The 25,062-nt window shown below is 71.3% G+C and carries 19 protein-coding genes and 1 pseudogene; 15 read left to right on the top strand and 5 right to left on the bottom strand.

Annotated features, from left to right (window positions below):
* Positions 1 to 141: 141 nt before the first annotated feature.
* From StrepF001_RS35415 to nudC, 5 genes are all read left to right on the top strand, one after another.
* Positions 142 to 582 carry an MGMT family protein gene (locus tag StrepF001_RS35415; RefSeq protein ID WP_129802267.1) on the top strand — a complete coding sequence of 147 codons (441 nt, stop codon included), beginning with the start codon at positions 142 to 144 and terminating at the stop codon, positions 580 to 582.
* A 308-nt stretch (positions 583 to 890) separates the two neighbouring features.
* Positions 891 to 4,244, top strand: a complete 3,354-nt coding sequence (locus StrepF001_RS35410) for an ATP-dependent DNA helicase (RefSeq protein ID WP_129802266.1) — start codon at positions 891 to 893, stop codon at positions 4,242 to 4,244.
* 92 nt (positions 4,245 to 4,336) lie between these two features.
* Complete coding sequence (locus StrepF001_RS35405; protein ID WP_165396466.1) at positions 4,337 to 7,858, top strand: ATP-dependent DNA helicase; 3,522 nt, start codon at positions 4,337 to 4,339, stop codon at positions 7,856 to 7,858.
* A gap of 10 nt (positions 7,859 to 7,868) precedes the next feature.
* On the top strand, positions 7,869 to 9,272 hold the full coding sequence (locus StrepF001_RS35400; protein WP_129802264.1) for a dipeptidase: 1,404 nt from the start codon (positions 7,869 to 7,871) through the stop codon (positions 9,270 to 9,272).
* A 154-nt stretch (positions 9,273 to 9,426) separates the two neighbouring features.
* Positions 9,427 to 10,371 (top strand): NAD(+) diphosphatase, encoded by a 945-nt coding sequence (gene nudC / locus StrepF001_RS35395; RefSeq protein WP_165396465.1) that lies wholly within the window; start codon positions 9,427 to 9,429, stop codon positions 10,369 to 10,371.
* 60 nt (positions 10,372 to 10,431) lie between these two features.
* On the opposite strand, the gene StrepF001_RS35390 is transcribed toward nudC, so the two are convergent.
* The gene (locus StrepF001_RS35390; protein WP_129802290.1) at positions 10,432 to 10,674 is read right to left on the bottom strand and encodes a mycoredoxin; all 243 of its coding nucleotides are present in this window, start codon (positions 10,672 to 10,674) and stop codon (positions 10,432 to 10,434) included.
* Positions 10,675 to 10,857: 183 nt separating this feature from the next.
* Here StrepF001_RS35390 and StrepF001_RS35385 point away from each other — a divergent pair, with 183 nt between their 5' ends.
* The 5 genes from StrepF001_RS35385 (at position 10,858) to StrepF001_RS48635 (ending at position 14,785) form a co-directional block, all read left to right on the top strand.
* Positions 10,858 to 13,086, top strand: coding sequence for an ATP-dependent DNA helicase UvrD2 (locus tag StrepF001_RS35385; protein ID WP_276322866.1), 2,229 nt, complete (start codon positions 10,858 to 10,860; stop codon positions 13,084 to 13,086).
* 165 nt (positions 13,087 to 13,251) lie between these two features.
* Entirely contained in the window at positions 13,252 to 13,575 is a 324-nt protein-coding gene (locus tag StrepF001_RS35380) for a hypothetical protein (protein WP_129802263.1), read from the top strand.
* 175 nt (positions 13,576 to 13,750) lie between these two features.
* Entirely contained in the window at positions 13,751 to 14,119 is a 369-nt protein-coding gene (locus tag StrepF001_RS35375; protein ID WP_019072119.1) for a WhiB family transcriptional regulator, read from the top strand.
* Positions 14,116 to 14,439, top strand: coding sequence for a hypothetical protein (locus tag StrepF001_RS35370; RefSeq protein ID WP_129802262.1), 324 nt, complete (start codon positions 14,116 to 14,118; stop codon positions 14,437 to 14,439). Before StrepF001_RS35375 ends, StrepF001_RS35370 begins: the two co-directional genes overlap by 4 nt.
* Before the next feature lie 136 nt (positions 14,440 to 14,575).
* On the top strand, positions 14,576 to 14,785 hold the full coding sequence (locus StrepF001_RS48635; protein WP_129802261.1) for a hypothetical protein: 210 nt from the start codon (positions 14,576 to 14,578) through the stop codon (positions 14,783 to 14,785).
* 86 nt (positions 14,786 to 14,871) lie between these two features.
* On the opposite strand, the gene StrepF001_RS35360 is transcribed toward StrepF001_RS48635, so the two are convergent.
* Positions 14,872 to 16,260, bottom strand: coding sequence for an AarF/ABC1/UbiB kinase family protein (locus StrepF001_RS35360; RefSeq protein WP_129802260.1), 1,389 nt, complete (start codon positions 16,258 to 16,260; stop codon positions 14,872 to 14,874).
* Positions 16,253 to 17,467 carry a TOMM precursor leader peptide-binding protein gene (locus StrepF001_RS35355; RefSeq protein ID WP_129802259.1) on the bottom strand — a complete coding sequence of 405 codons (1,215 nt, stop codon included), beginning with the start codon at positions 17,465 to 17,467 and terminating at the stop codon, positions 16,253 to 16,255. The genes StrepF001_RS35360 and StrepF001_RS35355 overlap by 8 nt, the downstream gene beginning before the upstream one ends.
* A gap of 280 nt (positions 17,468 to 17,747) precedes the next feature.
* On the opposite strand from StrepF001_RS35355, the gene StrepF001_RS35350 reads away from it, so the two are divergent.
* From StrepF001_RS35350 to StrepF001_RS35335, 4 genes and pseudogenes are all read left to right on the top strand, one after another.
* Positions 17,748 to 18,344, top strand: coding sequence for a M48 family metallopeptidase (locus StrepF001_RS35350; protein WP_129802258.1), 597 nt, complete (start codon positions 17,748 to 17,750; stop codon positions 18,342 to 18,344).
* 147 nt (positions 18,345 to 18,491) lie between these two features.
* Positions 18,492 to 20,214: pseudogene (locus StrepF001_RS35345) on the top strand (TerD family protein).
* 14 nt (positions 20,215 to 20,228) lie between these two features.
* Positions 20,229 to 20,909, top strand: coding sequence for an AIM24 family protein (locus tag StrepF001_RS35340; RefSeq protein ID WP_129802257.1), 681 nt, complete (start codon positions 20,229 to 20,231; stop codon positions 20,907 to 20,909).
* Positions 20,910 to 20,925: 16 nt separating this feature from the next.
* A complete protein-coding gene (locus tag StrepF001_RS35335; protein WP_129802256.1) occupies positions 20,926 to 21,681 on the top strand; it encodes an AIM24 family protein in 756 nt (251 codons plus the stop codon).
* Positions 21,682 to 21,720: 39 nt separating this feature from the next.
* On the opposite strand, the gene StrepF001_RS35330 is transcribed toward StrepF001_RS35335, so the two are convergent.
* Together StrepF001_RS35330 and StrepF001_RS35325 are read right to left on the bottom strand one after the other, a co-directional pair.
* On the bottom strand, positions 21,721 to 22,257 hold the full coding sequence (locus tag StrepF001_RS35330) for an NUDIX hydrolase (RefSeq protein WP_129802255.1): 537 nt from the start codon (positions 22,255 to 22,257) through the stop codon (positions 21,721 to 21,723).
* Positions 22,254 to 23,693: a zinc-dependent metalloprotease gene (locus StrepF001_RS35325; RefSeq protein ID WP_129802254.1), complete on the bottom strand. Its 1,440-nt coding sequence runs from the start codon at positions 23,691 to 23,693 to the stop codon at positions 22,254 to 22,256. The genes StrepF001_RS35330 and StrepF001_RS35325 overlap by 4 nt, the downstream gene beginning before the upstream one ends.
* Positions 23,694 to 23,886: 193 nt before the next feature.
* Between StrepF001_RS35325 and StrepF001_RS35320 the strand changes: the two genes are divergently transcribed.
* A complete protein-coding gene (locus StrepF001_RS35320) occupies positions 23,887 to 24,999 on the top strand; it encodes an SDR family oxidoreductase (protein ID WP_129802253.1) in 1,113 nt (370 codons plus the stop codon).
* The last annotated feature ends 63 nt before the right edge of the window (positions 25,000 to 25,062 follow it).

The following is a 25,062-nucleotide window of genomic DNA, read 5'->3' as shown; positions in this document are numbered from 1 at the left end:
TGGCATGCCCCACCGACACACGGGGGCATCAGGGTGCAAATGCGGGAGCGCACAGTCTGCCCGACGGGCCGCTCCACGGCGAGGGTCACGCACAGTGGCGAGCAGGTCACCTTGTCGGTGCCGTGGGGCAGGATGGGGCGAATGAGCGAGGAGAGTCTTCCTGGGGACGCCCGCCCGGAGTACACCGACGCCCTGCCGGAGTACGCCGAGCGGGTCCTCGAGGTCGCCGAACTGATCCCGGCCGGGCACGTCATGACGTACGGCGACGTTGCGGAGTGGCTGGAGCATGAGGGGGGTGAGCGCGAAGCGCTCTCCGGCAAGGGTGGTGGTGGGAGACGGGTGGGAGGCCCTCGTCAGGTCGGCCGCGTCATGGCTCTCTACGGGGGAGCTGTTCCGTGGTGGCGCGTCGTCCGCGCGGACGGCGTCCTGCTTCCCGGGCACGAGCTGGAGGCGCTCGGCCACTACCGCGCGGAGGGCACACCGCTGAAGGAGGCGAGCCGGGCCGCGGAGGGTCACCTGCCGCGCCTCGACATGAGACGCGCGCGATGGGACGGCGGCGAACGCGCGGAGGGTCACACCTGACAGCTTCCGCCATCGGACGCGTCCGCGTGTGACCCGTGATCCGTATGAGCGAAACAGGGCACATCCGTGGCATGACGTACGTTCGAGAGAGATGAGACAGGCGGGCCACGTGAGTCCCGAGGGAAGAAGCGGAAGTCCTGCTTCCGTCCCTTTCGTCGGCGTAGCGTCGGCTGCGCGTGTCTCCCTCATCCCGCGGTCACCGCCTGCCTCGCGCGGCGGACGGCCCACCCGTCACCCGACCGCCACCCCCGACGACGGCGCTCCGCGCCGACACCGAGACTGCACACCCACCAGGACCGGCGAACCACGTGAGCTCCTCTTCCTCCATCCAGCGCCCGTCGCACCCACAGGTGCGACAGGGGAGCCGTGGCGCTTACCGACTGGTGCGTACCCCGCCGGTCCGAACGGGTCCCCCTCGTCTGGACGCGGCACAGCGCGCGGTGGTTGACCATGAGGCGGGACCTCTGCTCGTCCTCGCAGGCCCGGGAACCGGCAAGACCACCACGCTCGTGGAGTCCGTCGCGGCCCGCATCGCGCGCGGAGGGGACCCCGAGCGGATCCTGGTGCTGACGTTCAGCCGCAAGGCCGCCGTGGAACTACGCGACCGCATGGCGCTGCGGATAGGAGCGGCCCGCGCGCCCCAGGCGACCACCTTCCACTCGTTCTGCTACGCCCTCGTGCGCGCCCACCAGGACAGCGACCTGTTCGTCGAGCCGCTGCGGCTGCTGTCCGGGCCCGAGCAGGACGTGACCGTCCGCGAGCTGCTCGCCGGCCAGCCGGACCTTGAGCGGCTCGGTCTCGCGCACGTGCGCTGGCCGGACGAGCTGCGCGCCTGCCTGACCACCCGCGGCTTCGCCGACGAGGTCCGTGCGGTGCTCGCCCGCAGCCGTGAGCTGGGCCTGGGACCGGACGCCCTGGACGCTTTCGCGCGGCACATCGGCCGCCCCGACTGGCGCGCCGCGGCAGCCTTCCTTGCCGAGTACCTCGATGTGCTCGACCTGCAGGGCGTGCTCGACTACGCCGAACTGGTCCACCGCGCGGTGCTCCTCGCCCGCCGCCCCGAGGTCGCCCAGCGGCTCACCGCGCAGTACGACGCCGTGTTCGTGGACGAGTACCAGGACACCGACCCCGCCCAGGTCCGTCTCCTGCACGCCCTGGCCGGCGAGGGGCGCACCCTGGTCGCCTTCGGCGATCCCGACCAGTCGATCTACGCCTTCCGGGGCGCGGACGTGAACGGCATCCTGGACTTTCCGCGCGCCTTTCCACGCGCGGACGGCCGCCCGGCCCCCGTCGAGGTGCTGCGGACCTCCCGCCGCTGCGCTGCCACCCTGCTCGCCGCGACCCGGCTGCTGACCCAACGCATGCCGCTGACCCGCCTCCCCGCGGACAAGGTGCGCGCCCACCGCGAGCCGGCTCCGGTGCGCGACGGCGGCCGCGTCGAGGTCTACATGTACCCGACGCCCGGCACCGAGCTGGACAACATCGCCGACATCCTCCGCAGGGCCCATCTCGAGGACGGCGTCCCCTGGAGCGACATGGCCGTCCTGGTGCGCGCCGGATCGCGCACCATCCCCACGGTCCGCCGCGCCCTCACAGCCGCCGGCGTGCCCCTCGACATCGACGGCGACGACATGCCGCTGCGCCACGAGCCGGCGGTGGCCCCGCTGCTGACGGCGCTCCGGGCGGTCGCCACGGCGGAGTCTGGCCGGGCAGGCAACGACCTGCGCGCCCCGGAGCGGGCGGAAACCGCGGAGCCGGCGGATCCCGAAGAACCCGAACAGCACACTCCCTGGCTCGATACCGAAACCGCCCTCACTCTCCTCACCTCCCCCCTCGCCGGCATGGACGCCGCCGATCTGCGCCGCCTCGGCCGTGCCCTGCGTGAGGAGGAGCGGGCCGCGGGCAATCCGGTGCCGCCGCCGTCGAACGAACTGCTCGCGCGAGCGCTCGCCGAACCCGAACGGCTGGTGGCACACGACCCGGCGTACGCGCGCGGTGCCCAGCGCCTCGGCGCGCTGCTGCGCACGGCGCGCGAGCGCCTCGCGGGCGGCGGTACGGCCGAGGAGGCGCTGTGGGACCTGTGGCAGGGCACGCCCTGGCCCACGCGCCTGGAGCGGGCCGCCCGGCGCGGCGGTGCCGCCGGACGCAACGCGGACCGCGACCTGGACGCCGTGTGTGCGCTGTTCGCGACCGCCGCCCGCGCCGAGGAACGCTCCGGCGGCCGCGGCGCCCTCAACTTCCTGGAGGAGCTGGAGGCCGAGGACATCGCCGCCGATACCCTCACGCGGCGTGCCGTACGCCCCGACGCCGTGCGGCTGATGACCGCGCACCGCTCCAAGGGGCTCCAGTGGCGTCTGGTCGTCGTCGCGGGCGTCCAGGAGGGCCTGTGGCCGGATCTGCGCCGCCGCGGTTCCCTCCTGGAGGCCGACCGCATCGGACGCGACGGACTTGCCGAACCACTCACCCCGGGTGCACTGCTCGCCGAGGAGCGCCGCCTGTTCTACGTCGCCGCCACACGCGCGCGTGAACGCCTCGTCGTCACCGCGGTGAAGGCCCCCGCCGACGACGGCGACCAACCCTCCCGCTTCCTGACCGAACTCGGTGTCGAACCCAAGGACGTCACGGGCCGCCCGCGTCGCCCGCTGTCCGTGGCCGCGCTCGTCGCCGAACTGCGCGCCACGACGGTCGACCCGCGAGTCTCCGACGCCCTGAGGGAGGCCGCCGCACGCCGACTGGCCCGGCTCGCCGCGCTCACCGACGAGGACGGCCGCCCACTCGTCCCATCCGCACATCCCCACCGCTGGTGGGGCCTGTTCGAGCCGACCGAGTCCAAGGTGCCGCTACGCAACCGCGACCAGCCCGTCGTACTCTCCGGAAGCGCCCTGAACCAGCTGGCCAACACCTGCGCCCTGCAGTGGTTCCTCGGCCGCGAGGTAAAAGCCGACGCGCCCGCCACCGCCGCCCAGGGCTTCGGTAACGTGGTGCACGTCCTCGCCGACGAGGTGGCCTCCGGGCGCACCCCGGCCGACCTCGCCGTCCTCATGGAACGCCTGGACTCGGTGTGGAACGCGCTCGCCTTCGACGCGCCGTGGAAGTCGGCGCAGGAGAAGGAGCACGCGCGCGTGGCGCTCGAAAGATTCCTGAAGTGGCACGTCATGGACCGCACCGGACGTACGCCGGTGGCGAGCGAGCACGACTTCGACGTCACCCTCGAAGCGGGCGACTACGAGGTACGCATCCGCGGCTCCATGGACCGCGTCGAGGCGGACGGCGAGGGCCGCGCCTACGTCGTCGACTTCAAGACCGGCAAGCAGGCGCCCAGCGCGGCCGACGTGGCCCGTCACCCCCAGCTCGCGGTCTACCAGCTGGCCGTCCGTGAAGGCGCTGTCGACGAGGCCTTCGACGGAGTGCGCCCCGAACCGGGCGGCGCCGAACTCGTCCAGCTGCGCCAGGGCGCCGCCAAGCGGGACGGCGGCGAGACACTGCCCAAGGTGCAGGCGCAGGACGCCCTTGAGGGGGAGTGGGTCGGCGAGCTCCTGGCCACCGCGGCAGGCAAGGTGCTCGACGAACGGTTCACCCCGACCACCGGCCAGCACTGCACGCACTGCACGTTCCGAGCGTCGTGCAGCGCGCGTCCCGAGGGCCGCCACGTGATCGAGTGACGTACAACACCACATGCGCTGACCTACGCTTCTCCGCTCCCGGGAGCCGATGACGGCATCTGCTGTCAGTGCCCGCCGTTAGCCTCTTGGACGTGCCCGCCCGTATCACCGATCCCGAGCAGCTCAAGGAGCTCCTCGGGATTCCGTTCACCCCGGAGCAGACGGCCTGCATCACCGCGCCGCCCGCCCCGCAGGTGATCGTGGCCGGAGCCGGATCCGGCAAGACCACAGTGATGGCGGCCCGCGTGGTGTGGCTGGTCGGTACCGGCCAGGTCGCCCCCGAACAGGTGCTCGGCCTCACCTTCACCAACAAGGCCGCAGGCGAACTCGCCGAGCGCGTCCGCAAGGCCCTCGTCGAGGCCGGTGTGACCGACCCGGACGTCATCGACCCGGACAACCCGCCCGGCGAACCGGTCATCTCCACCTACCACGCGTTCGCGGGCCGTCTGCTGACCGACCACGGCCTACGCATCGGGCTCGAACCGACCTCCCGCCTCCTCGCCGACGCCACCCGCTACCAGCTCGCCGCGCGCGTGCTGCGCGAAGCCCCGGGCCCGTACCCGGCGCTGACCCGCTCCTTCGCGGACCTCGTCAGCGACCTGCTCACCCTGGACTCCGAACTCGCCGAACACCTCGTACGCCCCGAGGACCTGCGCACCTGGGACGCCGAACTGCTGCACACCCTGCAGCGCGTCAAACTCACCAACGCCGACCTGCGCAAGGTCCCCGAGACGGCCGCCGCCCGCCGCGAACTCACCGCACTGGTCCTGCGCTACCGGGCCGCGAAACGCGAGCGCGACCTGCTCGACTTCGGCGACCAGATCGCCCTCGCCGCGCGCCTCGCCCAACTCCCCGACGTCGGCCGTATCCTGCGCGACGAGTTCCGCGTCGTCCTCCTCGACGAGTACCAGGACACATCCGTCGCCCAACGCGTCCTCCTGGCAGGCCTGTTCGGCGGCGGCACCGGCCACCCCGTGACCGCCGTCGGCGACCCCTGCCAGGCCATCTACGGCTGGCGCGGCGCCTCCGTCGCCAACCTGGACGACTTCCCCGACCACTTCGCCCACACCGACGGCCGCCCCGCCACCCGCCAGGCGCTCAGCGAGAACCGCCGCAGCGGCGGCCGCCTCCTGAACCTCGCCAACGGCCTCGCCGAGCCGCTGCGCGCCATGCACGCGGGCGTGGAGGCCCTCCGCCCCGCTCCTGGCGCCGAACACGACGGCATCGTCCGCTGCGCCCTGCTGCCCACCCACGCCGAGGAGATCGACTGGATCGCCGACTCCCTCGCCCACCTCGTCCGCACCGGCAAGGAACCCGGCGAGATCGCCGTCCTGTGCCGTACGGCCACCGACTTCGCCGAAATCCAGAGCGCGCTCGTCGCCCGCGACATCCCCGTGGAGGTCGTCGGCCTCTCCGGACTGCTGCACCTGCCTGAGGTGGCCGACCTGGTCGCCGTCTGCGAGGTGCTCCAGGACCCGGGCGCCAACGCCTCCCTGGTCCGCCTGCTGACCGGCCCCCGCTGGCGCATCGGCCCGCGCGACCTCGCCCTCCTGGGCAGGCGCGCCCGGCTACTCGTGTCCCACGCGCGCGTGGACACGGACGACGCCCCCGACCGCCGGCTCGCAGAAGCAGTCGAAGGTGTCGACCCGGCCGAGGTGATTTCCCTCGCCGACGCCCTCGACACGTTCCTGGAGACCCCACTGGAAGGCGGCGGGGACGACGACGGGCTGCCCTTCTCGCCGGACGCGCGCGTACGGTTCGCGCGCCTCGCCGCCGAACTGCGCGACCTGCGCCGCTCCCTGTCCGACCCACTCATGGACGTACTCCACCGCGTCCTCGCCGTCACCGGCCTGGAGGTCGAACTCTCGGCGTCCCCGCACGCCCTGGCCGCCCGCCGCCGCGAAACCCTCTCCAATTTCCTGGACATCGCCGCCTCCTTCGCCGCGAACGAGAACGAGGCGAGCCTGCTCGCCTTCCTGGGCTTCCTGCGCACCGCCGCCCAGTACGAAAAGGGCCTCGACAACGCCCTCCCCGGCGGCGAGAACACCGTCAAGGTGCTCACCGCGCACAAGTCCAAGGGCCTGGAATGGGACGTCGTCGCCGTGCCCGGCCTGGTCACCGGCACCTTCCCCAGCAGCCAGGGCCGCGAGAAATGGACAGCCCAGGCCAAGGTGCTGCCCCACGAACTGCGCGGCGACGTCGACACACTGCCCGACATCCAGACCTGGGACTCACGCGGCATGAAGGCCTTCCACGAGGCCATGAAGGACCACCAGCACATCGAGGAACTCCGTCTCGGTTACGTCACCTTCACCCGCCCCCGCTCCCTGCTGCTCGGCTCCGGCCACTGGTGGGGCCCCACGCAGAAGAAGCCCCGCGGACCGTCCGACTTCCTCCTAGCCCTCCACGACCACTGCGCCGCCGGTCACGGCGAGATCGAGGCATGGGCGGAGGAACCCGCCGAGGACGAGGAGAACCCGGCCCTGCACCAGGCCACCGCCGAGCAGCGCTGGCCACTGCCCCTGGACGACACGGCACTGGCCCGACGCCGCGCGGCCGCCGCGACGGTCCTCGCCCACCTCGACGACCTCGCCTCCCACGACAGTGGCCACCCCGCCGCCGTACAAGACCCCGGCACCCACGACGACCCGGACTGGCCCCCGCCATCGGACGACGAGATCCCCCATGGACACGAGATCCCCTATGAGGACGAGATCCCATACGCGGATGAAACCGAGGAGGACCCGGCCGACTGGGACTCCTGGGCCACGCAGCGCCCGACGGAGCAGCACCGTCCGACCGTCCCGCACCAGGCGACGTCCCCGGACCTCCACACCACGCACGGCGCACGCCCACACCCCCCGGAGCCCGAGCCGAGCCCGCTCACCCCCGAAGAGGCCCGCACCATCGCCTCCTGGGACCGCGACCTCGACGCCCTCACCGGGGAACTCCTCCGCGCGCGCGAGTCCGTCACCGAGGTCCCCCTGCCGGCATCGCTGACCACCACCCAACTGCTGCGCCTCGCCGCCGACCCGGACGGCTTCGCCCAGGAGCTGGCCCGCCCCATGCCACATCCACCCCAGCCCGCCGCCCGCCGCGGCACCCGCTTCCACGCCTGGGTCGAGGCACGCTTCGAAGAACTGACCCTGCCCATGCTGGAGCCGGAAGAGCTGCCCGGCACCGAAGCCGAGATCGCCGACGAACGCGATCTGGAGGACCTCAAGGAAGCCTTCGAACGCACCGAGTACGCCCACCGCACGCCCTCCCGCGTCGAAGCCCCCTTCCAGCTCGCCATCGCCGGCCGCGTCGTACGGGGCCGTATCGACGCCGTCTACCAGAACGGCGACGGCGAGCAGGCGACGTACGAGATCGTCGACTGGAAGACCGGCCGCACCCCGACCGCCGACCCCCTCCAGCTCGCCGTGTACCGACTCGCCTGGGCCGAGCAGCAGGGGGTGCCCCTGGAATCGGTCACCGCCTCCTTCGTGCACGTACGCACCGGCGAGGTCGTACGCCCCGACGACCTCCCGGACCGCGCCGCACTGGAACAGCTGCTGTTGGACGAGCCGCCCGGTGACGAACCGCACGACCGGACTGTCACTGTGGGCCGATAGGCTCGTGACCATGAGCCAGACCCCGGACAGCGCCGTCCGCACGTACATCGACCAGCACGCTGGCGCCTTCCTCGACGACCTCGCCGAGTGGCTGCGCATCCCGTCGGTGTCCGCCCAACCCCACCACGCGCCCGACGTACGGCGCAGCGCCGACTGGCTCGCCGGCAAGCTCAAGGAGACCGGCTTCCCGACCGCCGAGATCTGGCAGACGCAGGGCGCACCCGCCGTCTACGCCGAGTGGCCCTCCGACGACCCCACCGCACCCACCGTCCTCGTCTACGGCCACCACGACGTGCAGCCCGCCGCCCGCGAGGACGGCTGGGACAGCGAGCCCTTCCACCCCGTCGTCCGGGAAAACCGCCTCTACGCGCGCGGGGCCGCCGACGACAAGGGCCAGGTGTTCTTCCACACACTCGGCATCCGCGCCCACCTCGCCGCCACCGGCCGCACCACCCCGGCCGTCAACCTCAAACTGCTGATCGAAGGCGAGGAGGAGTCCGGCTCCCCGCACTTCCGGGCCCTCGTCCAGGAGCACGCCCACCGGCTCACCACCGACGCGGTGATCGTCTCCGACACCGGCATGTGGTCCGAGGACACCCCCACCGTGTGCACCGGCATGCGCGGCCTCGCCGAGTGCGAGCTCCGGCTGCACGGCCCCGACCAGGACATCCACTCCGGCTCCTTCGGCGGCGCCGTCCCCAACCCGGCGACCGCCGTCGCCCGCCTCGTCGCCGCCCTGCACGACGAGCACGCGCGCGTGGCGATCCCCGGCTTCTACGACGGCGTCGTCGACCTCACCGACCGGGAGCGCGCACTCCTCGCCGAACTGCCCTTCGACGAGCAGCAGTGGCTCCGCACCGCCAAGTCGTACGCCACCCAGGGCGAGGCCGGATACACCACCCTGGAGCGCATATGGGCCCGCCCCACGGCCGAGGTCAACGGCATCGGCAGCGGCTACCAGGGCCCCGGCAGCAAGACGATCATCCCGTCCACGGCCATGGTGAAGCTGTCCTTCCGCCTGGTCGCGGGCCAGGACCCCGACCACATCGAGAAAGCCTTCCGCGCCTGGGCGGCCGACCAGATCCCCGCCGGCATCCGACACGACATCACCTTCTCCGCGGCCACACGCCCCTGCCTGACGCCACTGGACCACCCGGCCCTGCAGTCCGTCGCCCGCGCCATGAACCGAGCCTTCGAAAAACCAGTCCGCTACACCCGCGAAGGTGGCTCCGGACCCGCCGCCGACCTCCAGGAAATCCTCCGCGCACCCGTCCTCTTCCTGGGCATCTCCGTCCCCTCCGACGGCTGGCACGCCCCCAACGAGAAAGTCGAGCTCGACCTGCTCCTCAAGGGCGTCGAGACCACCGCATACCTGTGGGGCGACCTCGCAGAACACTGGCGTCATGAGCCCTGACCGATCCACGCCGCACGGAGCCCCACCCCGCACGGGGCACACTGGAAGAGCCGCGCCGCACCACGGAGCCCCGCCGCACCCGGTCGCCTCCTGCCGTACGTCCCGCTGAACCGCCGCCGCATCAACCGTTCCACCGGGGGAGTTGGAAGCACCTGTGACCACCTGGACCGACCACACCGCCGACCGACCCATCTCGCTCACCGCCCCCAGCGGAATCGACCGTGCCGCACACCACCGCCTCGACGAGGCCTGGCTCGCGGCGGCGTGGAGCCACCCCACAACCCGCTGCTTCGTGGTCTCCGGCGGTCAGGTCCTCATCGACGAGACAGCCGACGGCCGCACCGAACTCGTCATGAGCCCGTCCTTCGAAGCCCCGCTCACCGAGGCCCACCGCTACTTCCTCGGCATAGACGAAGACGGCGTCTCCTACTTCGCCCTCCAGAAGGACGCCCTGCCCGGCCGCATGGACCAGTCCGCGCGCCCCGCCGGCCTGCGCGAGGCGGGCCTGCTGCTCTCCCCCCGCGACGCCGGCCTCATGGTGCACGCGGTCGGCCTGGAGAACTGGCAGCGCACACACCGCTTCTGCTCCCGCTGCGGCGAACGCACCGTCATCGCAGCGGCCGGCCACATCCGCCGCTGCCCTGCCTGCGGCGCCGAGCACTACCCCCGCACCGACCCCGCCGTGATCATGGCCGTCACCGACGAGGACGACCGCATCCTGCTCGGCCGCCAGGTCCACTGGCCCGAAGGCCGCTTCTCCACGCTCGCCGGCTTCGTCGAGCCCGGCGAGTCCATCGAGCAGTCCGTACGCCGTGAGGTCCACGAAGAGGCCGGCATCACCGTCGGCCAGGTCGAGTACGTCGCCAGCCAGCCCTGGCCCTTCCCATCCAGCCTCATGCTCGGCTTCATGGCCCGCGCCACCTCCACCGACATCACCGTCGACGGCGACGAGATCCACGAGGCCCGCTGGTTCTCCCGCGACGAACTGCGCGCCGCCTTCGACTCCGGAGAAGTGCTGCCGCCCTACGGCATCTCCATCGCGGCCCGCCTGATCGAACTCTGGTACGGCAAGCCACTGCCGACCCGCACCGCCTTCTGACCACACAACGAAGGGGTGGCCGCCCCCGATGAGGGACGGCCACCCCTCCGAGTGAGCCGGTTACGCGCCGATCTTCTGCTTGACCTGTGCCAGCGACGGGTTCGTCAACGTCGACCCGTCTGGGAACAACATGGTCGGCACCGTCTGGTTACCACCGTTCGCCTTCTCCACGAACGCCGCGGACTCCGGGTCCTGCTCGATGTTGATCTCGGTGTACGCGATGCCCTCGCGGTCCAGCTGGCTCTTCAGCCGACGGCAGTAGCCGCACCATGTGGTGCTGTACATCGTCACAGTGCCCGGCATGTCTCTCGCGCTCCTCGGCGGGTCGGGGACGGATGGTCGCAGAGGGGGAACGTACGCGAACGGTCCGCCATTCCCGCCGGGGGTATACGGCAGGACGTGACGCCTGCCGCATTAGTACGACTGCAGGGAGCCGCCTGTGGACAACCGGCTCACCCGCCTCCGGCGACCTGGCAGCATGGCCGTGTGACAGCAGCAACGCACTCCACCCTCTTCCCGCAGCACCCCAGCAGTGCTCAGTACTCGGCTCCGCCGAGCGGAGCCGACGCGGTGCTCGAAGGGCTCGACCCCGAGCAGCGCGAAGTCGCCACCGCGCTGCACGGCCCGGTGTGCGTGCTTGCAGGCGCAGGCACCGGCAAGACCCGGGCCATCACCCACCGCATCGCCTACGGCGTACGCGCCGGCATCCTGCAGCCCTCCAGCGTGCTCGCCGTCACCTTCACCAACCGCGCCGCCGGCGAGATGCGCGGCCGCCTTCGCCAACTCGGCGCCACCGGCGTCCAAGCCCGCACGTTCCACTCGGCCGCACTGCGCCAGCTCCAGTACTTCTGGCCGAAAGCAGTCGGCGGCTCCATGCCCCGGCTCGTCGACCGCAAGTTCCAACTCGTCGCCGACGCGGCCGCCGCCTGCCGTATCCGCCTCGACCGAGGCGAGCTGCGGGACATCACTGCCGAGATCGAGTGGTCCAAGGTCACCCAGACGGTCCCCGCCGACTACCCGCTCGCAGCCGCGAAGGTCGGCCGTGAGGCTCCACGCGACCCGGCCGAGATCGTCCAGCTCTATTCCACCTACGAAGACCTCAAACGCGACCGCGGCGTCATCGACTTCGAGGACGTCCTGCTGCTGACCGTCGCCATCCTTCAGGACCGGCACGACATCGCCGAACAGGTCCGCGCCCAGTACCAGCACTTCGTCGTCGACGAATACCAGGACGTCAGCCCCCTCCAGCAGCGCCTGCTGGAACTCTGGCTCGGCGACCGGGACAACCTGTGCGTCGTCGGCGACGCCAGCCAGACGATCTACTCGTTCACCGGAGCAACCCCCGACCACCTGCTTGACTTCCGCACCCGCCATCCCGGCGCCACCGTCGTCAAACTGGTCCGCGACTACCGCTCCACACCCCAGGTCGTCCATCTCGCCAACGGACTGCTTGCCCAGGCCCGCGGCCGCGCCGCCGACCACCGGCTGGAACTCGTCTCCCAGCGCCCCCCGGGCCCTGAGCCTGTCTACACCGAACACACCGACGAGCCCGCCGAGGCCGAGGGCGCCGCCCGCCGTATCCGCGAGCTCCTCGACGCCGGCGTCCCGGCCGGTGAGATCGCCATCCTGTTCCGCACCAACGCCCAGTCCGAGACCTACGAGCAGGCCCTCGCCGACGCGGGGATCCCCTACCAGCTGCGCGGCGCCGAACGGTTCTTCGACCGCCCCGAAGTGCGCAAGGCAGGCATCGCCCTGCGCGGAGCGGCCCGCTTCGGCGGTAACGACTCGCTCCTCGACGAGGCCGTCGACCTGCCCTCCCAGGTCCGGGCAGTGCTGTCCGGCGAGGGCTGGACGACCACGCCCCCCGCCGGATCCGGCGCCGTCAGAGAGCGCTGGGAGTCCCTCGCCGCGCTCGTGAACCTCGCGCAGGACTTCGCGGCAGCCCGGCCCGGCGCCACTCTGAGCGACCTCGTCGCAGAGCTCGACGAACGTGCGAACGCCCAGCACGCACCCACCGTGCAGGGCGTCACCCTCGCCTCCCTGCACTCCGCCAAGGGCCTGGAATGGGAGGTCGTCTTCCTCGTCGGAGTCGCCGAGGGCATGATGCCGATCACCTACGCGAAGACCGACGAACAGATCGAGGAGGAGCGCCGCCTCCTCTACGTCGGCGTCACCCGCGCACGCTCCCATCTCCACGTCTCCTGGTCTCTCGCCCGCTCACCCGGCGGCCGCCCCAATCGGCGCCCCAGCCGCTTCCTCGACGGACTGCGTCCGGGATCGGCCGCGACCGGGGGCCGCAGCGGGGCCGGGGCCTCTGGTGGCATCGAGCGCGGTCACGGCGGCAGCGGCACAGGTCCCGCCGCGCCGAGACGGACCCAGCGCACCCCGGCCCGCTGCCGGGTCTGCGGACGCACCCTCACCGACGCCGGCGAGATGAAGCTGATGCGCTGTGAGGAGTGCCCCTCCGACATGGACGAGGGGCTCTACGAGCGGCTGCGGCAGTGGCGCGAGGTCCAGGCACGGCGCAGCGGCCAGCCGGCGTTCTGCGTCTTCACCGACAAGACGCTGATGGCGATCGCCGAGGCCGCCCCTGACGACGAGGGCGAACTGGCTCGAATCCCAGGGGTCGGAGTGCGCAAGCTCAACCGCTACGGGACCGACGTCCTGGCCATCTGCGCAGGCCACGAGCCAGAGGGAGAGGAAGACGGGGACTGATACCAACTCGTCGAAAAAATAGTTTGCGCATGCCCCAGCAATCCCCATAGGTTCTTAGCCACGGGAACAGCGGCCTTCTCGGAGGCCCTGATTCCGTGTTGTACTTGCATATCCGTCGGACTGGCTCACCCCAGTCCCCCGAGACGCCGAGAGGAGGCGAGTCCAGTGATCAGCATCAAGAACAGCACCACCAGCATCGTCAAAATGACCGATCGCTCGGTCGCCTCCGTGTGCATGCTCGGCGTCTCCAACCTGGGCACCGGTCTGTCCGGCATTCGTGCCGTCCGTCCGGCGTCCTCCCTGTCTCTCGCGGGACTTCCCGTCCGCGAGCGTAATGAGCGACCGACCAAGGCACTGGAAGCGGCAGTAGTGGCACAGGCCAAGGCCTATGCCTTTACGGCGACCGGTGCCGGATTCCGGAAGCAGACGACGCAGCACCACCTGATGTGGGCCTTCCGTGGGCCAGAACCCTGGAGTGATCCAGCCTGATCGGCGATCAGGCTGGCGCCTTCAGGGCCGCGGAACCCCACTCGGGATCCGCGGCCCTTCTGTTTGTCCCGAACGGGATGACAGAGCGAAGGGGCCTCGGGACAAGAAAAGAACCCGGTACCAGCCGCTACCCGGTCCAACAGGACCGGAACGACCAGACGAGGAAGACGACACCGTGCAACTCGAAGCGCACGCCCCGTCCGTACCGCCTTCCGAAACGATCCCCCCGCCCGGCCTCACGGAGGACTCCACCTTGACCCCGCTCACCGCGCTCACCGCGCTCGACGACGCCATCGAGAACCTCGGCGTCCCCGTCCCCTGCCGCTCCTACGACCCGGAGGTCTTCTTCGCCGAGTCGCCGGCGGACGTGGAGTACGCCAAGTCCCTCTGCCGTACCTGCCCGCTGATCGAGGCCTGCCTCGCCGGCGCCAAGGAACGGCGTGAGCCCTGGGGCGTCTGGGGTGGCGAGCTGTTCGTCCAGGGTGTCGTCGTCGCCCGGAAGCGGCCGCGTGGCCGCCCGCGCAAGAACCCGGTCACGGCATGAACACCGCAGGAACGATCGACCGCCCCCTCACGCACGACCCTCAGAAGCAGGCCCCGATGAAGCCGTCCACCAACGAGCCCACCGGCTCCGCGACACCAGACGTCACCACCACCGGCGCGAACGACTCGCGCCAGAACAGGACCCGCGAGATGCAACTCATCCCAGAAGCCCTGGCTCGTGCGCATATGCACGACCGGCTGCACGAGGCGCACCAGGAGCGCCGGGCCCTGCGCCTGGTGGCTGCTCGCCGGATGCAGCGCCGGGCCGAGCGGGCCTCGAGGCGCGCCCGCCGCGCGCTCGCCATGGCCGTCATGCAGTAACCCGGAACACCTGAAGCGGTGGCCTCCCGACCTGAGGAGGCAAGAGCTCCCCGCGGGGGCCGGTCCGTCCGAGCGGACCGGCCCCCGCGGTGCGTTGTGTCCGGCGAACCGTCGGGTACGGCGATATCGTCGCCGGGTGACGAGTCTTCCCGGAGGCAGTGACGACGGCGGCTCCGCCCCGGAGCCCCGACCCATCGTCTGCGCCCGCTGCGGTGCCCAGGCCCGCGGCCCGCAGCCCACCTGGACGTGCTCTGTGGAGCACGGCACTCGCCGCTATTTCTGCGACTTCTGCTCGCGGGAGAACCTCAGGGCGATTGAGGGGCGGTTGGATTCGGCGTGGTGGTAGGGGAGACTCTGGGCCCTCTCTGGGGGCCCTCCCCCTCCCCCCACCCACCCTTCAAGAAGCCGAAAACGGCAGCCCAACAGCCCGGCTCACGCCTCCGCCGCAGCCTCCTCCTCGCCCATGCCGTCCTCCTCGTCCACGCCTTCCTCCGCCAAGAACCCCGGCAGCCACTCCTCCAGTTCCTTGCGCAGCCTTACCGTCGCGCCGAGTTGGCACAGCACCCCGATGGTGCTGAGGGTCACCCGGTGTATCAGGAGGTACGCGGGCGGCAGGTTGAGCTGCTTGCCGAGCTGGTAGGCGGGGGAGCGGGGGTCGGCGACGCGGGCTGCCTGGCTGCGCATCCAGCCGCGGGTGAAGGTGAACTCCTCGACCTGGGCGGGCTCGATGATGGGCAGCAGGTAGTCGAGGACCGCGTCGGGGTCCAGCTCGATGGACTGTTTGACGAAGCCCTCCTCACAGAGCAGGTCGTAGACGGCCTGTGCGTCGCCGTCGAGGGTCATCCGCAGGGAGTGGCCTATGGGCGTGGGCAGGCCGCCCGGGAGGCGGTCGACCGTGCCGAAGTCCAGGACTCCGAGGTGCCAGTCGTCGTCCCCGCCCGGACCGCCGGGCAGGAGGCGGAAGTTGCCGGGGTGCGGGTCGGCGTGCAGGAGGCCGGTGCGGGCCGGGCCGGAGAAGAGGAAACGGGCGAGGAGCTGACCGGCCCGGTCGCGCTGTTCCTGGGTGCCGTCCCTGATGATCTCTGACATCGGAATGCCGTCGATCCACTCGGTGATCAGGACCTCGTCGCACTGGTGGACCACGGCCGGCACCAGGACGTCCGGGTCGTCGGCGAACTCCTCTGCGTGGGTTTGCTGGGCCTGAGCTTCCAGGCCGTAGTCCAGCTCCTCGGAGACGCGGTCCCTCAGCTCCGCGATCAGCGGTTTGATGTCCATGCCGGGAATGAGGGGACCCAACAGGCGGGAGAAACGGCTCAGTTGGTTCAGGTCGGACAGCAGGGCCTCGCCTGCTCCCGGGTACTGCACTTTGACCGCGACCTCACGTCCGTCGTGCCACACGCCCCGGTGCACCTGGCCGATCGAGGCCGCCGCGGACGGCTTGTCCTCGAACTCCAGGAACAGCTCCCGCCAGTCCTCGCCGAGCCGCTCGCCGAGGACGGTGTGCACGGTGCGCGTCGGCATCGGGGGCGCCGCTTCCTGGAGCTTGGTGAGGGCCACCCGGTAGGGGCCGGCGATCTCCTCGGGCAGGGCCGACTCGAAGACGGACAGGGCCTGCCCGAACTTCATCGCGCCGCCCTTGAGCTCTCCGAGTACTTTGAAGAGCTGTTCGGCCGTCCGCTGCTGCAGTTCGCGGCCGACTATCTCCGCGGATTCGCCGACGATCCGCTTGCCCAGGCCCCAGGTGGCCCGCCCGGCGAAGCCGAGCGGGAGCGCGGCGAGCTTGGCGGTACGGGTGACCGCCTTGCGGGGAAGATCAGACATGCGCCCTCCAGGTCCCAGCCGGTCGCGCCGCGCCCGCCGTACGGCGTAACTCCCTCGGCGACCGTTCCACCGCCATTGTCTCGTGTGCCTCCGCATCCTCCGAGGCGTGTTCCCCCTTTCCTCTCTCCGCAGCCCCGCACGGGCATGCGGGATGGGCCCAGACCGGCCGTGTATGCCACTGAAGACCCGGCAGCGAGACCTCCCAGCGTGCGCCCGTGCTGGAGGGCACCTGGCCGTCCAGGAAGGTGAGTGTGTGCGCGGCCGCCAGCCCGGCGACGGTGGTGGCCAGGGCCAGGTCGCAGGGGCGGACATGGGACTGTCTGCCCGAGCGCCACTGGGCGACCAGGCGGGGCCAGGTCGGGTCCCGGTCGGTGCGGTCCTCGTGCAGACAGCGGGCGCAGCCCGTCTCGCCGGGCAGGACGAGCGGGCCGACCACGCCGGTTCCCTCGACGACTCCGGCATACAGGTGGGGCGTACCCGAAGTGATGAGTGGTTCTGCGGTGTCCGGGGCGGGGGCGTGCACGACGACATCGTCGCGTGGGGCGAGGATCACCAGTGAGTAGCCGGGGTCGGCCGCCTCGATCCGTGGTCTGGGGCCGCGGCGGGGTGGGCGGTCCGGTGCGGCGCGGCGCACGGCACGGCGGGCGGCTTCGTCGCGGCGCTCGCCGACGGACTCGGCGGGCAGCCCGCCCGGCGCGATGTCCCACGGTTCGACCTGGCCGCAGTCGCGCACGTCCACCTCGCCGACTCCGGCGCCCGACAGCAGGGAGGCCAGGACGGTGCCCACCCGGCCGGCTCCGCGCACCTGTACGCGGAGGGAGCGACGGGCGGCCAGGCGGCTGATCGCGTCGCCGGGTCGGGAGGTGGTCAGGGACAGCGAGGCCAGGTCGGGGCGGAGCCGGTCGAGGACCTCTTTCTTCGTGCGTAGTGCGTCGGCGGCCGGGCTGCCTCCCTTGGCGTCGTCGAGCAGTCCGGACCGGGCCAGCCGCTCGACCAGCGCGTCGACATGACCGTCCGGCAGGTCCATGCGCCGTCCCTCTTCGCGCAGGAGCGGCAGGCCGCGAGTGCCGTTGAGCAGTTCGAGGAAGTGTCCCGTGGCCGAATCCATCGGACCCAGCGTCATCGCGTGCGCCGGTGTCATGCCGAACTGCACGGTGTTGAGGTCGCGCCAGCCGCGCCTGAGCGCGGGCTTCACTTTCGGATGCATGTCAGGCCCCCGTAGCCCCTGGAAGGTCGCGGTCAGGTCCCGGTCCTGGTCCCTGTCCTGCCTCTTCTTGTCCCGTTTGTTGCTCTTTAGTGCGGTTCGTCGATGGAGGTGGTCTGTGCTCCGCCGACGAGTGCCAGCATGCCTGGCGCGGCCGTTCGGTGCCGAAAGTTGTCCACAGGCGGTGCATGTTTGTCGTACAAATCAAACGCTCGGTGGGGGATCGGAATCGAACCGTCCCGGAGTCGGGACTTCCCCTGTGTGCAGCGGGTAACGTCGGGGCGTGTCCGCCGACCCACTGCACCGCGCCGGAAAGCCACAGCGCAGCACGACGAGTCCGCCGTCGAGCGGCTCGGGGGCGAGCCCGATCGAGGTGCGCCGGAGTGCCCGTCGACGCAGGACGGTCTCCGCGTACCGCGAGGGCGATCGCACCGTCGTGCTCATCCCAGCCCGGATGTCCGAGGCTGAGGAGCAGCGCTGGGTGACCGTCATGCTCGACAAACTGGCCGCCCAGGAGAGCAAGCGGGTGCTCGGCGACGCCGAACTGGCCGAGCGTGCCGAGCGACTGTCCGCCCAGTACTTCGACGGCCGTGCCCGGCCCGCCTCGGTGCGCTGGGTCACCAACCAGAACACGCGCTGGGGCTCGTGCACCCCGTCCGAGGGCAGCATCCGGCTGTCGCACCGTCTGCAGGGCATGCCCGAATACGTCCTCGACTACGTCCTCCTCCACGAGTTGGCGCATCTGCTGGTGCCCGGACACGGGCCCCGCTTCTGGCGGCTGCTGGAGGCGTATCCGCGCACCGAGCGGGCGCGGGGCTACCTGGAAGGCGTGGTCGCCGCCGAGCGGTTGCCGCATCTGCCCGGCGCGCGCGGTGAGTGACCCCCGCCCTGCAACGGGCTGACCTGCCCTCAGCCACCGCTGAGCAGTGGTTCTGTACCGGGTCTGTACCGACTTCGTCCGGTGTCTGCGTTTGCCGTTAGCCTGGCGCGACGCACTCGCATTCCGGATGGGGGACGGTCGTTACGCATGGCCAGGGAATTCCAACGCGGCCACAAGGCCAGGATCAGTGACCTCACCGCGGGCACGGATCTGTACGTAGGCGTGCAGATCTCGGGTCCCGGACTGAGCTTCGACATCAGTTGCTTCGGTCTGGACGCCGACGAACGGCTGTCGGACGACCGGTACTTCGTCTTCTTCAACCAGCCGAAGTCTCCCGAGGAGGCCCTTCAGCTGCTCGGTGCCCAGGCGGGCGACACGGAGTCCTTCCGGGTCACGCTCGACCGGATCCCGCCGCAGATCCAGAAGCTGTCGTTCACGGCGACGATCGACGGCGCCGGGCAGATGTCGCAGATCAACCCCGGATACATCCGCATCGTCGCGGGCGGTGAGGAGGTGGCCCGGTACTCGTTCAACGGCTCGGAGTTCTCCACCGAACGGGCCGTCATGCTGGGCGACTTCTACCTGAAGGACGTGTGGCGGTTCGCGGCCGTCGGACAGGGCTTCGACGGCGGGCTGGACGCGCTGCTGAAGAACTTCGGTGGTGAGGTCGCCGAGGAGGAGGCGCCGGCCGAGCCTCAGCCGCCCGCCGGTGCCGCTCCTGGCTTCGCCCCGCCCGCCCAGGCCGCCGTGCCGCCCGCGTTCGGAGCCCCGGCCGCACCCGCCTCCACCCCGGCACCCGCCCCGGCTCCCACGCCGCAGCCCGCAGCGCAGGATTCGCGCCCCCGCGGGAGCCACCCCGCCCCCGGCGTCCGCACCTCAGGTACACACTGCGCCGACCGTCGTCGCGCCCATGACCCGCCCGGCGGCGCCGTACCACCGCCCGCCCGGCGCCCGCGCCGCCCTACGGCCAGCCCCCAGCAGCAACCCGCGTACGGCCAGCCGGGCCAGCAGCCGCCCCAGGCCTCGTACGGCCAGAGCGCCCCGCTGCCCCCCGGCTACGCACAGCCGCAGGCCCCGCAGGCCCCCACGCCGCCCCCGGTTACGGACAGCCGACCCCGCCCCCGGGCTACGGGCAGCAGCCCCCGCCGGGCAGGTCCCCGGTCAGCCGACGGCCCCCTACGGCGCCCCCCAGGGAGGCGCCCCGCAGGCGCCCGGTGTGGCCGGCGCACTCCAGCAGTTCAAGGAGACGCCCACCGGGCAGCGCTGGACGCAGCAGAACAGGAAGCTCGTCCGCGTCGACCTCGGCATCGGCGGCCAGCCCGTGCTTGCCCGGCAGGGCAGCATGGTGCTCTACCAGGGCAAGGTCGACTTCAGCTACAAGGGCGCCGGATTCGCCGGCCGGATCGTGGGCAACGCGACCGGCCAGGAGATGCAGCTGATGCGCTGTACCGGCCAGGGCCAGGTGTTCCTCGCCGAGAACTCCACGATGCTGCACCCCATCGAGCTCCAGGGCGACGGGATCTGCGTCTCCGCCGAGAACGTCCTCGCCTTCGACGAGAGCCTGCAGTACGAGGTCCGCCGCATCGAGGGGCACGGCATCCCGGGCGGCGCGCTGTTCACGATGCAGTTCACCGGCACCGGCACGATCGTCGTCAAGACGCACGGCACGCCCGTCGTGCTGCCGGTCACGCCGACCACGTTCGCCGACTGCAACGCCGTGGTCGCCTGGTCGGCCGCCGCCCAGGTGGTCGTCTCCAGCCAGGTCCGGATGCGCCGCAACTCCTACCCCGGCGACACCGGAGAGAGCGTCAACCTCCAGTTCCGGGGCGCGCCCGGAAACTTCATCGTCGTCCAGCCGTACGAGATCTAAAGGGAGAGCCCGTCATGAACCAGCCGCTCGCGGGCTACGCCCCCGCACCCGTCACCGCCCGCATGGAGAACCACGGCAACCACATGCTGAAAGTCGCCATGCAGACCGGAAACGACCTCCTCGCGCGCGTGGGGTCGATGGTCGCCTACGAAGGCTTCGTCCAGTACGAGCCCAACCCGCCGGCCGTCCGGCAGATCGCGAAGGACTGGCTCACCGGTGAGGGCGCGCCCCTGATGAAGTGCTCCGGGGACGGCCTGCTCTACCTCGCCGACTACGGCGCCAACGTCGTCGTGATCAACCTCAACGGCGACGGGATCTCCGTCAACGCCACCAACCTGCTCGCCTTCGACGCGCACCTCACGTGGGGCGTGGAGCGGGTCAAGGGGCTGGCGAAGTTCGCCGGACAGGGCCTGTGGAACACCAGGATCTCCGGGCAGGGCTGGGTCGCGCTGACCTCCCGGGGCAAGCCGATCGTCGTCGACTGCGGCGGCGGCGAGGACGAGACCTACGTCGACCCGGACGCGCTCGTCGCCTGGTCGCCGAACCTCAAGGTGAAGGGCAAGCGCAGCTTCAGGGCGCAGTCGCTCATCGGCCGCGGCAGCGGTGAGGCCTACCAGATGGCCTTCTCCGGCCAGGGCATCGTCGTTGTCCAGCCCAGCGAGGACAGCACCGACCGTCTCCGGGTCCGGGGCTGAGGGGGAGCACCACACCATGCAGAGTCCGCTTTTCGCCCACAACGACCAGCAGACCCAGGAACGCTGGAGCCTGCAGAACAAGCAGATGCTGCGCGTCGCCCTGGAGGGCCACGACGACATCCTGGCCCGCAAGGGCACCATGGTCGCCTATCAGGGGCTCGTCGAGTTCGACGCCGAGTACCAGGGCAACAGCCGGTCACGCGCGCGTGCGCACACCGGCGAGGGCTTGGACCTGATGCGCTGCCACGGGCAGGGCACGGTCTACTTCGCCAACCTCGCCCAGCACATCCATGTGATGGAGGTGGACCAGGAGGGCCTCACCGTCGACAGCAGCTACGTGCTGGCCATGGACTCCTCGCTGCACCACGAGGTCATCGCCGTCGACAGCCTGTACGGCATCTCCGGGTCCGGGAAGTACCAGCTCAACATCACCGGCCGCGGCCAGGTCGCCCTCATGACCTCGGGCGCGCCGCTGCTGATGCAGGTCACCCCGGACAAGTACGTCAACTGCGACGCCGACGCGATCGTCGCCTGGTCCACCGGGCTGCGCGTGCAGATGCAGGCACAGACGCACTCCTCCGGCGTGTGGCGGCGCCGCGGCAACACCGGAGAGGGCTGGGAGCTCAGCTTCATGGGCACCGGCTACGCGCTGATCCAGCCCAGCGAACTGCTGCCGCCGCAGAACGCCCAGATCGGGCAGGGTGCGGCCGCGCAGTTCGGCATGGGGCAGCACGGGGCGCGCGGGCAGAACCAGGGGAACGTCTGGAGCTGAGCCGACGTGACGATCGGTAAGGGGTGACTGCAAGAGCAGTCACCCCTTACGCGTTCGCAGCCTGGCGCGGGTCGCCTCCAGCAGTCGTACGACGGACTCGTCGGCGACCTCAGGCACCTCGTCGTAGGCGAACCAGCGCACGTCGAGGGACTCGTCACTGACCTCGTGCACCGCGTCCGGCGGGGCCAGGACCGCGTACTGGACGTCGAAGTGGCAGTGGCACGGGGGCGGGATCGGATGCCGGTCGAGCCGCACAGGGCCGCCCGGCAGCAGCGTCAGCCCGCCGACGCCGGACTCTTCCGTGGCCTCGCGCAGGGCCGCAGCCGCCAGGGTGGCGTCACCCGGCTCGCAGTGGCCGCCCATCTGCAGCCACATCCGCAATTTCTTGTGCAGGGTCAGCAGCACACGCCCGCGTGAGGGGTCGATCACCAGGGCGCTCGCTGTGATGTGCCCGTCCTGGCACGCCTTCCACATGCCGTCCGGGTGCTCCGCGAGGTGGTCCAGGTAGGCCTGGCGCAACTCTTCCTGGTCCTCGTACTCCTTCAGTGCGAGGACCGCGTTGTCGTACAGGCTCACTCGGTGTCGTCGCCCTTGGAGTCGTCGTCCTTCTTCAGGTTCGGCTTCCCGGCGGAGCCATCCGCCGCCTCGCCGAGCATCTTGTCCAGCTCGGAGAAGTCGATCTGCTCCCGGTGCACGAAGCCGTCCGGGTCGTCCAGGTCGGAGGCCGTCGGCAGCATGTCCGGGTGGGCCCACAGGGCGTCCCGGCCGTCGACACCGCGCGCGTCCGTGAGGGACGCCCACAGACGGGAGGCGTCGCGCAGCCGGCGCGGGCGCAGCTCCAGGCCGATCAGCGTGGCGAAGGTCTGCTCGGCCGGGCCACCCGAGGCGCGCCGGCGACGCAGCGTCTCACGCAGGGCGTCGGCGGACGACAGACGCGGCTTCGCCGCCGCGTGGACCACCGCGTCCACCCAGCCCTCCACGAGCGCCAGAGCGGTCTCCAGACGGGCCAGGGCGGCCTTCTGCTCCGGGGTGTCCTCCGGCTGGAACATGCCCTGCTGGAGGGCGTCCTGCAGCTGCTCGGGGTTCTGCGGATCGAACTGGCCGACCACGTCCTCCAGCTTGGCCGTGTCGACCTTGATCCCGCGCGCGTACCCGTCGACCGCGCCGAACAGGTGCGAGCGCAGCCACGGCACATGCGCGAACAGGCGCTGGTGGGCGGCCTCACGCAGGGCGAGATACAGCCGCACCTCCTCCTTCGGTACGCCCAGGTCCTTGCCGAACGCCTCGATGTTGACCGGCAGCAGCGCGGCCTTGCCGGACGGGCCGAGCGGCAGGCCGATGTCGGTCGAGCCGATCACCTCGCCCGCGAGCACGCCCACGGCCTGCCCGATCTGCGTACCGAACATCGCGCCGCCCATCGAGCGCATCATGCCGATCAGCGGGCCCGCCATGGCCTGCATCTCCTCCGGCAGGACATCGCCCATGGCCGCGCCGACGCGCTCGGCGACCGGGTCGACGAGCTCCTGCCACGCGGGCAGGGTCGCCTCGACCCACTCCGCGCGGCTCCAGGCCACCGCGGAGGCGGCGCCCGACGGCAGGGACGTGGCATCGTCCAGCCACAGGTCGGCCAGGCGGACGGCCTCCTGGACCGCGGTGCGCTCGGCGGGGCCGACGCTCGCGTCCTTCGAGCCGTCCGACGTGCCCTGGGAGACCGTCTGGCGGGCGATCTGCTTGGCCATGTCCCAGTTCACCGGGCCGCCCTCATAGGAGAGCATCTGGCCCAGCTGCTGGAACGCGGCGCCCAGATCGGTGGGGTTCAGCGAACCGAACATGGCAGCGAGCGGATTGTCCGCACCGGAGCCGCCAAAGCCTCCGGCGCCGGGCAGCCCGAAACCGAACGGGTTGGCCGGTCCCTGCCCACCACCGCTCTGCTGGTCGTCCTTCTTCTTGCCCTCGTCGCCGTTCTCCGGCTCCTCCGGCGGAAGGCCGAATCCGAATGGGGTGTCACTCACGGGAATCCTCGGCTGGTAAGGCCGCCGGTTCTTTCCGACGGCACGACTGCCCGACAACACCACCCAGCGTAGACACCCGGGGCGGTTCGGGCCTCGGTGCTCCGCCGACTCACGGCCTGCGGCAGGATGGATGCCACCTGGTACGTACGCGTCACTCGCGCTCGTATGTGAAGACAACCGCTGGAGACACCCGGTGAGTTCCCCAGATCCGCAGGTTCGCGCAGCGCGAAACCACTCAACCCCGTCGGCCCCGCGCGGGCCCGTCGTCGCGGTCACCGGCGCCGCGTCCGGCGTCGGCGCGCTGCTCACCGCGCGGCTGGCTGCGTCGGAGGAGATCAAGCAGGTCATCGCCATCGACGAGCGGCGCGGCGAGTGTGCGGCGGCGCAGTGGCACATCCTCGACGTGCGGGACCCGGCGATCGCGGAGAAGCTGCGGGGCGCGGACGTGGTGGTGCACCTGGCGCTCGACCTCGACCTGGAGACCGACGCGGCCGCCCGGACGGCGTACAACGTGCGCGGCACGCAGACCGTGCTGACCGCTGCCGCCGCGGCCGGGGTCCACCGGGCCGTGCTCTGCACATCGGCGATGGTCTACGGAGCGCTGCCGGACAACGAGCTGCCGCTGTCCGAGGACGCCGAACTGCGCGCCACCGCGGAGGCCACGGGGGTGGGGGACCTGCTGGAGATCGAGCGGCTCGCGCGGCGCGCTCCGCGGGCACATCCGGGACTCAATGTGACCGTGGTACGGCCCGCCGTGCTGGTCGGCGGCACCGATACCGCGCTGACCAGGTACTTCGAGTCCCCTCGGCTGCTGGTCGCCGCCGGTTCGCGGCCCGCCTGGCAGTTCTGCCATGTCGAGGACCTGTGCAGTGCTCTGGAGTACACCGTCCTGGAGAAGGCCGACGGGGAACTGGCCGTCGGCTGTGACGGGTGGCTGGAGCAGGAGGAGGTCGAGGAGCTGAGCGGGATCCGGCGCATGGAACTGCCCTCGGCGGTCGCGCTCGGGGCGGCGGCCCGGCTGCACCGGATCGGGCTCACACCGTCTCCGGCGGGGGATCTGGCGTACACGATGTACCCGTGGGTGGTGAGCGGGAGCCGGCTGCATGACGCCGGGTGGCGGCCGCAGTGGACCAATGAGGAGGTGCTTGCGGAACTGCTGGAGGAGGTTTCCGGGCGGCACACCGTGGTCGGACGGCGGCTGGGGCGCAAGGACGCCACTGCGGCTGGGGCTGCGGGCGCGACGGTGGCGCTGCTGGGTGCGGCGGCCGTGGTGCGGCGGGCTCGGAAGGCTCGGCGGCGGATCTGAGGCGTGGGGTGGGCGGGTGGGCTGCGCAGCCCGGCGCTGGCCGGGTGCCGCTGCGCCCACCCT

The organism is Streptomyces sp. F001 (genome assembly GCF_004187715.1).
In the GTDB taxonomy this organism is placed as follows: Bacteria; Actinomycetota; Actinomycetes; order Streptomycetales; family Streptomycetaceae; genus Streptomyces; species Streptomyces flavusporus.
The sequence above is the reverse complement of the archived record's forward strand: the minus strand, read 5'-3'. Positions and strand labels throughout refer to the sequence as shown.

What these genes read in the sequence shown, in the direction of transcription:
- StrepF001_RS35415 (WP_129802267.1), top strand. Translation starts at nt 142, where the DNA reads ATGAGCGAGGAGAGTCTTCCTGGGGACGCCCGCCCGGAGTACACCGAC.
- StrepF001_RS35400 (WP_129802264.1), top strand. Translation starts at nt 7,869, where the DNA reads ATGAGCCAGACCCCGGACAGCGCCGTCCGCACGTACATCGACCAGCAC.
- StrepF001_RS35390 (WP_129802290.1), bottom strand. Translation starts at nt 10,674, where the DNA reads ATGCCGGGCACTGTGACGATGTACAGCACCACATGGTGCGGCTACTGC.
- StrepF001_RS35370 (WP_129802262.1), top strand. Translation starts at nt 14,116, where the DNA reads ATGAACACCGCAGGAACGATCGACCGCCCCCTCACGCACGACCCTCAG.
- StrepF001_RS35360 (WP_129802260.1), bottom strand. Translation starts at nt 16,260, where the DNA reads ATGTCTGATCTTCCCCGCAAGGCGGTCACCCGTACCGCCAAGCTCGCC.
- StrepF001_RS35355 (WP_129802259.1), bottom strand. Translation starts at nt 17,467, where the DNA reads ATGCATCCGAAAGTGAAGCCCGCGCTCAGGCGCGGCTGGCGCGACCTC.
- StrepF001_RS35340 (WP_129802257.1), top strand. Translation starts at nt 20,229, where the DNA reads ATGAACCAGCCGCTCGCGGGCTACGCCCCCGCACCCGTCACCGCCCGC.
- StrepF001_RS35335 (WP_129802256.1), top strand. Translation starts at nt 20,926, where the DNA reads ATGCAGAGTCCGCTTTTCGCCCACAACGACCAGCAGACCCAGGAACGC.